This window comes from Anaerococcus sp. mt242 (genome assembly GCF_016798225.1).
GTDB lineage: Bacteria > Bacillota > Clostridia > Tissierellales > Peptoniphilaceae > Anaerococcus.
In genome coordinates, this window is the sequence record NZ_JAEUYX010000032.1 from 1 (window position 1) to 8,089 (window position 8,089).

6 protein-coding genes are annotated in these 8,089 nt (G+C 33.5%); 4 read left to right on the top strand and 2 right to left on the bottom strand.

The genetic code is table 11. The annotated features are described in order from the left end of the window. Positions 1-90: 90 nt before the first annotated feature. Together JNO63_RS08350 and JNO63_RS08355 are read right to left on the bottom strand one after the other, a co-directional pair. Entirely contained in the window at positions 91-2,016 is a 1,926-nt protein-coding gene (locus tag JNO63_RS08350; RefSeq protein ID WP_203128494.1) for a PTS mannitol transporter subunit IICBA, read from the bottom strand. A 17-nt stretch (positions 2,017-2,033) separates the two neighbouring features. Beyond that, the gene (locus JNO63_RS08355; RefSeq protein ID WP_203128495.1) at positions 2,034-3,086 is read right to left on the bottom strand and encodes a glycerol-3-phosphate dehydrogenase; all 1,053 of its coding nucleotides are present in this window, start codon (positions 3,084-3,086) and stop codon (positions 2,034-2,036) included. 261 nt (positions 3,087-3,347) lie between these two features. Between JNO63_RS08355 and JNO63_RS08360 the strand changes: the two genes are divergently transcribed. The 4 genes from JNO63_RS08360 to JNO63_RS08375 all read left to right on the top strand — a co-directional run bounded on the left by JNO63_RS08360 (position 3,348) and on the right by JNO63_RS08375 (position 8,024). Next, positions 3,348-5,306, top strand: a complete 1,959-nt coding sequence (locus JNO63_RS08360; protein WP_203128496.1) for a PTS mannitol transporter subunit IICBA — start codon at positions 3,348-3,350, stop codon at positions 5,304-5,306. 1 nt (position 5,307) lies between these two features. Beyond that, a complete protein-coding gene (locus tag JNO63_RS08365; protein WP_203128497.1) occupies positions 5,308-6,465 on the top strand; it encodes an aspartate carbamoyltransferase in 1,158 nt (385 codons plus the stop codon). A gap of 22 nt (positions 6,466-6,487) precedes the next feature. Continuing rightward, complete coding sequence (gene nagB, locus JNO63_RS08370; RefSeq protein ID WP_203128498.1) at positions 6,488-7,210, top strand: glucosamine-6-phosphate deaminase; 723 nt, start codon at positions 6,488-6,490, stop codon at positions 7,208-7,210. Positions 7,211-7,463: 253 nt separating this feature from the next. After that, entirely contained in the window at positions 7,464-8,024 is a 561-nt protein-coding gene (locus tag JNO63_RS08375; RefSeq protein ID WP_203128499.1) for a hypothetical protein, read from the top strand. Positions 8,025-8,089 lie beyond the last annotated feature (65 nt).

An 8,089-nucleotide genomic window follows, 5' to 3' on the forward strand; every position in this document is an offset into this window, starting at 1 on the left:
ATTACATTCCGCTTAAAATATTATTAAGTTATTCCGTGTTTATGGGTTCAGCTCACTTTTGGGTTTGCTTTTTTGTTTGTAAGTTTATATTTAATTTTCATCACTTTCCAAAATATTTTTCATTTTAGTTTTGTTATTAAGGGCTATAAATTCGTCTACCTTTTCCTGTGTTTCAAATTCTGTTGCAAGTTTTGATAATATTTCTAAATGCTCATCACCCTTACCTGCAATACCAATTATTAATTTTACATCTTCATCATTCCATCTAACACCATTTTTGCAAACTAGGATTACAAGACCCGTTTTTAGGATCTCATCCTTATATTCAAAAGTTCCATGAGGAATAGCCAGTCCATTGCCTATGTTGGTATTAAATTCTTTTTCTTTCTTAACCATTGCCTCAAGATATTTTTCTGTAGTGTATCCTCCGTCTACAAAATGTTTATTAATCAATCTAAGGGCTTCATCACGATTTTTAATATCATCTGTAATTATAATATTATCTAATTTTAATACTTCGTTTGAAGCGCTATTTGGTGTTTTGTTTTCTTTAGATGGTTCATAACTTGTTATTTTTTCTGAATTAGAAACCTTCATATCTTTATCGTTATTTTCCCTAACTACATTTACCACATCAGCAAATTCTGGTGGATTGATGTAGGAGGAGATAGACATATGGTATTTTTCTGGTTTTGCTTTCATAGCAAGATTTGTAAGTTCTTTATGGGTTACTACAATGTCTGCATCATTTGGTATATTTTGTAGGGCTGTGTGTACAACTTCTATATTGTATCCAGCTTCTTTTAGTTTCTTTTTAAGGGAAGATGCACTCATAGCAGATGATCCCATACCAGCATCGCAAGCTACAACTATTTTTTTGATTTGCCCATCAATAGTTCCGTTATTTTCTATATTATTAAAGCTTCTTACTAATCCATCAGTATTAGATCCTGGTGAATTTTCTACATAGCCTCTGTAATATTTTTTTACAAAAATAGAAGCTACTAGGAATGTTACTAGGCAAGAAACTCCTACTGTTAGGATTGCTCCAAGATATTTTCCTCTTGGAGTAAGGGCAAGAACTGAGATAATGGATCCAGGTGATGGTGTATAAACTGGTCCATAATTTGTAATTTGCATAGTAATAATTGCAGCAATGCCACCTGCAATATCAGCAAGAATTAAAAGTGGATTTGCTAGTACATAAGGGAAGAAGATTTCATGTATTCCCCCTAAAAAGTGAATGATTACAGCTCCGGGTACTGCTTCTTTCATTTCACCTTTACCAAAAAACCAATAAGCAAGCAAAATTCCAAGTCCAATTCCGGGATTTGGGATAATCATAAATAATGGTGAAAAACCTTGGCTAGCTACTTGTTCAAGACCAATTGGTGCTAAAATTCCGTGATCAATTACGTTATTTAAAAACAATACTCTAGCTGGTTCTATAAATATTGCAGACAGTGGAAGCAACTTATGTTCCATAACCCAAACTACTCCGCTAGCGAGAGCGTTAGTAATTCCCGCCATTATAGGTTCTACAAATAAAAATGATAGAATACAAAAAATCCCACCAATAATTCCAAGAGAAAAATTATCTACTATCATTTCGAAACCTTCTCTTACCTTGCCATCTATAGCTTGGTCAAATTTTTTGATAATCCAGCCACCAAAAGGCCCTACAATCATAGCTCCCAAAAACATGGCTACATCAGAACCTATTGTCAGACCAAAAGTAGCAAGGGCTCCTGCTACAGCTCCTCTTTTACCATAAACAAGTTCCCCACCAGAATAACCTATTAGGATTGGTAAAAGACTTCTTAAAAGCGGATCCTTTAATTTGATAATTGTTTCATTTGGATACCAGCCAGTTTCTAAAAAGATTGCAGTGATAAGGCCAAAGGCTATAAAGGCACCGATATTTGGGATTACCATCCTCGATAGGTAGCCCCCAATCTTTTGGAATCTTGCTTGGAATCCAGAAGATTTTTTATTATTTAATTGTGTAGTTTCCATACTCTTCCTCTATAAATTTAGTTATCTAAATCTTCTTTATCAAATTTTGCCCATGGAATATTAAGTTTTGCACCATTTGCAATCATATCATATATGTGCATTAATAATGGGAATTGGTCTTTGTTTACTTCACCTTTGTCCGCCAATACAGTAATAGCCTCTCCCATTCTTTTTGCAATGACAACTGATTCTAAAGTTACTCCAGCTAATTCTTCCATAGCTTTTTCGTAAGTATAACCACGACCTAAGAGTGTACCAATTCTTCTAGTTCTTCCACCAAAGATTGTTACATATAAATCACCAACTCCTAGTTCTAATTGATTTTTATCTCCATTTACAAGTTCTAATAATCCACCCATTTCGCGAGTTGATTGGGCAAATAGAGCTGCTTGTGGATTGTAATGGTTTACTCCTTCTTTGCCTTCTTCACTTTCTGCAATACCGACTGCAAGAGAAACAGCTAGGGCGTAGGCGTTTTTAAGGGCAACAGAAAGTTCTACTGCACGTACATCATTACTGATTGAAACGTGATAATAATCATTTGCAAAAGTATCCCTAAAGAATTTAAGATCATTGATATTTTTTCCGCAAAAACCAACTAGAGAATGGTGTCTATCTGCTAGCTCATAGGAAGTACATGGCCCACCTACTGCACAGATATCTCTTTTTATTCCTTTTTTAGAAAGTTCTTCTTCCCAGTATTCTGGATAAGATAAAAGTGATCCGTCTTCTTTATTTATCATTCCCTTAGTAACTGATAGCACTGGTAGATTTTTATCAAGTTTTGGAAATATTTCTTCTAAAAACCAATCTACACCAAAGGAAGAAACCCCACAGATTACTGCATCTGCACCATCAAGTCCTTCTTCTAATTCATCGTAGTAGTACCATTTAAAGTCTTCTGGTAATTGTCTTTTCATATTTAGATGGTAACCATCTTCTTTAGCTCTTTTTACTATTTCATCATCTAAATGGGTACCAACTATTCTTATTTCGTGACCATTATCATAAGCTGGAACTGCTAGGGCTGATGCCATCATTCCTGCACCTACAAAAGTTAAAGTTGTCATAATTCCTCCTAAAATTTGTTTTAAACAAAAAAGAGCCTATCACCATAGATTTGCTCTTTACTCATGCCTATAAACTTAAGATAATTATAACAAAATGTATTTGCTTGTGCAAACAATTTCACCACTATTTATTGTCTAGAATATATCTAAATTAGTTTAGATTTGCAAACATTTTAACCAATAAATATTCCTACTTAAAATCTAAAAATTAACAACTTAAACGGTATAATATAAATACAATAACTTTTAGAGGAGGATAAGATGACAGAGAAAAAATCTGTGAGATCTAGAGTCCAGAACTTTGGATCGTTTTTATCAAGTATGGTTATGCCAAACATAGCAGCTTTTATAGCTTGGGGAGTTTTAACCGCACTTTTTATTCCAAAAGGTTGGATTCCAAACGAAAAGTTTGCAAACCTTGTTGACCCTATAATAATATATGCGATACCAATACTGATTGCCTATACCGGAGGAAATATAGCTAACCCACGTATGGGTGGAGTTGTTGGAGCTATTGCAACTATGGGGGCAATAGTTGGTAGTGAGCAAAAAATGCTTGTTGCTGCTATGATTTTAGGACCACTTTCAGCATGGCTTCTTAAGAAAATTCAAGATGCCTATGATGGACATGTAAAAAGTGGTTTTGAAATGCTTGTTAATAATTTTGTTGCAGGATTTCTAGCCTTTGGACTTTCACTTTTTGCCTATGTAGCTATAGCGCCGGTTATGGAAGGGTTATTAAATATACTTTCAACCGGAGTAGATTGGTTAGTGCAAAGACATTTATTGCCATTAGTTCATATATTTGTAGAACCTGCCAAAATTTTATTTTTAAATAATGCTATTAACCACGGTATTTTATTTCCAATAGGATTAGACCAAGTAGAAAAAGCTGGTAAGTCAATGCTATTTATGATTGAGTCAAATCCAGGACCTGGTTTTGGTATCTTACTAGCTTATATGATAGCTGGTAAGAAAAATGAAAAAGCATCTGCTCTTGGTGCATCAGTTATTCAAGTATTTGGAGGTATTCATGAAATATACTTCCCATATGTACTAATGAATCCAAAATTAATAATTGCGGCCATTGTAGGAGGTATGAGCTCTACATTCCTATTACAAATGATGAGTGGTGGACTAGTATCATCTCCATCTCCAGGATCACTTATATCTTGGATATTATTGACTCCTAGGGGTTCATATTTACCAACAATAATTGCCTTTGCAGTTTCAACAGTAGTTTCAATGATAGTTGCTCTACCTATATTAAGAAATGCCAAAAATAACGGCAAATCACTAGATGAAGCAACAAGTGACATGAAAAATACAAAAGCAAACAAAACGTTAGCAAAAAGACCGACAAATACAAATCTAGCTGACACAAAGAAAATTATTTTTGCATGTGATGCAGGTATGGGATCATCTGCTATGGGAGCTAGCATCTTAAAGAAAAAAGTTAAAGAGGCAGGACTTGATGATATTGAAGTAAGGAATGTAGCTATCCCACAAATCCCAGATGATGCTGATGTAGTAATCACCCACCAAGACTTAACAGAACGTGCAATTCAAAAAAATAATGCTGCCTACCATGTATCAGTTAAAAACTTTATGCAAGCACCAGAATATGATCAGTTAATAGCTGATATTAAAGATGCAAGAGAAAATAATGGTCCAACTTCTCCACAAAAAGAAGAAACCATTAATCAAGCATCAAACAATGAAGAAATAGAAACTGTAGTTTATAGCTCAGATGGAGAAAAGATTACAGAAGATAAAAAAGAAACTAATGATTCGTCAGTTCTTAAAAAAGAAAATATTCTTTTAAATCAAAAATTTGACTCAAAAGAAGAAGTTATAAAAGAAGTTGGAAGAATCATGGAATCCTCAGGATATGTAGACCATGAGTATACAAATGGTATGCTACAAAGAGAAAATGAAGCACCAACCCACTTTGGCATAGGTCTTGCTATCCCACATGGTACAAATAAAACAAAATCTGCAATTAAAAAATCAGGCCTAGTAGTACTTACAATTCCAGAAGGTGTGAAATGGGATGATGAAATTGTAAAATTAGTTATTGGTATTGCAGGTGTTGGAGATGAACATTTGGCCATCTTATCAAATGTAGCAACAAAAATCGATAATGAAGAAATAGTAAATGACATTGTAGAAAATAAATCTAAAGATGAAATTTATGAAATTTTAACAAGCGAGGTTTAAAATGAAATTAGCTATTCAATTTGGAGCAGGAGCAATCGGTAGGGGACTTTTAGGAAAAGTCCTCCACGATTCAGATTATCATGTACTTTTTGTAGATGTTTATCAACCAATAGTTGATAGAATAAACGAAGATGGCTACTACATGGTAGAACTATCAGACCACGACTTTGAAAGCCAAAAAATCGATAATGTATCAGCCCTTTGCTCAACAAGTGAAGAAGATTTAGAAAAAATCTATGAAAAAATTACTCAAGCTGAAATAATTACAACATCAGTAAGGGTAGAAAACTTAGATTCAACATCAAAAATAATTGCAAAAGGTCTTGAACAAAAATATCCAGATGATAAAAAAGTAAATATCATGGCCTTTGAAAATGCTTATAGGGCAAGTGATATATTAAAAGAAGATATTATAAAAAACTCTTCCCTAAGTGCTGAACAAATTGAAGAAATTGCAACATTTCCAAATACAGTAACAGATAGAATTGTTCAAAATAAAGAAGTAGATGGAAAGCCAGTAGTAGAAATTTCTGATGATTTTGAAGCAGTAATCGAGCAAACAAAATTAGACGATCCGACTTCAAAACCTGTAAAAGATGCAGAATACACAGATGACATTGATAAGATGCTAGAACGTAAACTATTTTTAGTAAATGGTGCCCATGCAGCAACAAGCTACTTTGGCTACAACAAAGGCTACAAAATGATGAATGAAGCCTTTGAAGATGAAAAAATCCTAGCAGATGTCCAAAACCTAATGACAGAATCAGGCAATGTTTTAATAAAAGAACATGGTCTAGATAAAGATGAACTAGAAAACTTTAAAGAAAGCAAATTAAATAGATTTTTAAAAACAGCTTCCCACGATACAATCGAGAGAGTAGGACGTGATCCAGTTAGAAAACTTGGAGAAAATGATAGACTAGTAGCGCCTGCTATCAAAGCTTTTGACAATGATATGCCTTTTGATAATCTTGCAAAAGCTATCGCCTATGCCTTTAAATACGATGAGCAAAGTGATGACAAAGCAGGAGAAATAATCCAATTTGTAAATCAAAACTCAATAGAGTCAGCAATCGAAAAATATACGGGTATAAAAGAAGAGGAAAGAAAAGAATTATTTGACAAAATTGTATCAGAGTATCAAAATATTAATTAGAATTTAATATTGAGGGGGAAAAATGAGAGTAATAGTAAGCAAAGATTATGATGAAATGAGCAGAAAAGCAGCAGACTTAGTAATAAGCCTGATGAAAGATAAACCACAAATCAAATTTGGTTTAGCAACAGGATCAACACCAGAAGGACTTTATAAAAATCTAATCGAGGCTAATAAAGAAGGTGAAATTGGCTTTAAATATGCAAGCTCAGTTAACCTTGATGAGTACGTTGGTATTGATAAAGAAAATGATCAATCATATCAATATTTTATGAACGATAGATTATTTAACCACGTAGACATAGATAAAAGCAAAACCCACCTACCATTTGCCCCAGAAGCAGATGAAAAATATGCAAAAGAATATGATCAATTATTAGATGAATTTGGACCACGTGATATTCAAGTTTTAGGTATAGGACCAAATGGGCATTTGGCCTTTAACGAACCAGATCAAAAACTTAACCAAAGAACATCTATCATCAAACTAACAGATGAAACTATAAAAGCAAACTCAAGATTTTTTGATAGCGAAGATGACGTGCCAAAATACGCAGTATCAATGGGAATGTCAGATGCATTCAATGCTAAAACACTAGTAGTAATGGCAAGTGGAAAAAATAAACACGATGCAGTAAAAAGACTACTAGAAGAAGATAAAATCTACCCAGAATTCCCAGCAAGCTTCCTACACCTACATCCAAATGTTTACCTATTTGTAGACGAAGAAGCTTACAATGGCTAGAAAATAAATCCTACCAGTCCACTACTTTTTGGGCTGGTATTTTTTTGCTAAAATGTAGGTGAAAAAATGTTTTGGAGGTTGATTGGTGGAAAGTCAGAGATTAAAATTATTTTTTGTTACTATTATTTTTATACTTTTAAGCTTTTTTGCTGTAAAATTTTTTGCTCCCTTATTTTTATTTCTAGGGATAATTATTGTCGCAATTTATTTATTGATCAAAAACAAGGAGAAACTCACAAAAAAAGATTTGATAGTGGCCACGATTATGTCATCCCTTGGATCACTTAACATCATTTTTATAGAAAAATCTTTTCTTGCCATTGCCTTATTTGCCATTATTTTTATTACATATTTAGGATCTGTTACAGTTTTTAAAAACTTTTTAGGTTGGGATAAGCTTTTAAGCAAAAATTGGCAAAAAAGTTTGATAATTGCAATCGCAGTCGGCCTTATTCTAGGATTTATTAATTTAGGAGGGGCGGAAATTAAAATAAAGGATCCAACAATCACTCCACTTCTTATTGGCCTACAAGCGGGAGTCATGGAAGAAATCAGCTTTAGATTTATTTTTTATGCACTTAGCATTTATATTTTAAGAGGCATGGAAAAAAATATTGTAGATAAAATTTTGATTTACGCAATAATGACCCTACCCCATGCAATAGCCCATGGATTTAATATAAGAGGCTTGATTGGAGCTTGGCTTGTTTTTGCAATGCCTCTGGCAATCCTTCAAAAAAAATTAGACCTAACAAGTTCAATTACAACACATTCCATAATTGATTTGATAAGATTTGCTTGTCTTGGGAGATAAAAAAGCAAGGAATAATGAGCTGAACCCCAAAATCCGGAATATGGATTGAGGGGTTTTTTTCATGC

Bases quoted from the DNA above. Each gene is read 5' to 3' on its own strand.
- JNO63_RS08350 (WP_203128494.1), bottom strand. From the start codon at position 2,016: ATGGAAACTACACAATTAAATAATAAAAAATCTTCTGGATTCCAAGCA.
- JNO63_RS08355 (WP_203128495.1), bottom strand. From the start codon at position 3,086: ATGACAACTTTAACTTTTGTAGGTGCAGGAATGATGGCATCAGCCCTA.
- JNO63_RS08360 (WP_203128496.1), top strand. From the start codon at position 3,348: ATGACAGAGAAAAAATCTGTGAGATCTAGAGTCCAGAACTTTGGATCG.
- JNO63_RS08365 (WP_203128497.1), top strand. From the start codon at position 5,308: ATGAAATTAGCTATTCAATTTGGAGCAGGAGCAATCGGTAGGGGACTT.
- nagB (WP_203128498.1), top strand. From the start codon at position 6,488: ATGAGAGTAATAGTAAGCAAAGATTATGATGAAATGAGCAGAAAAGCA.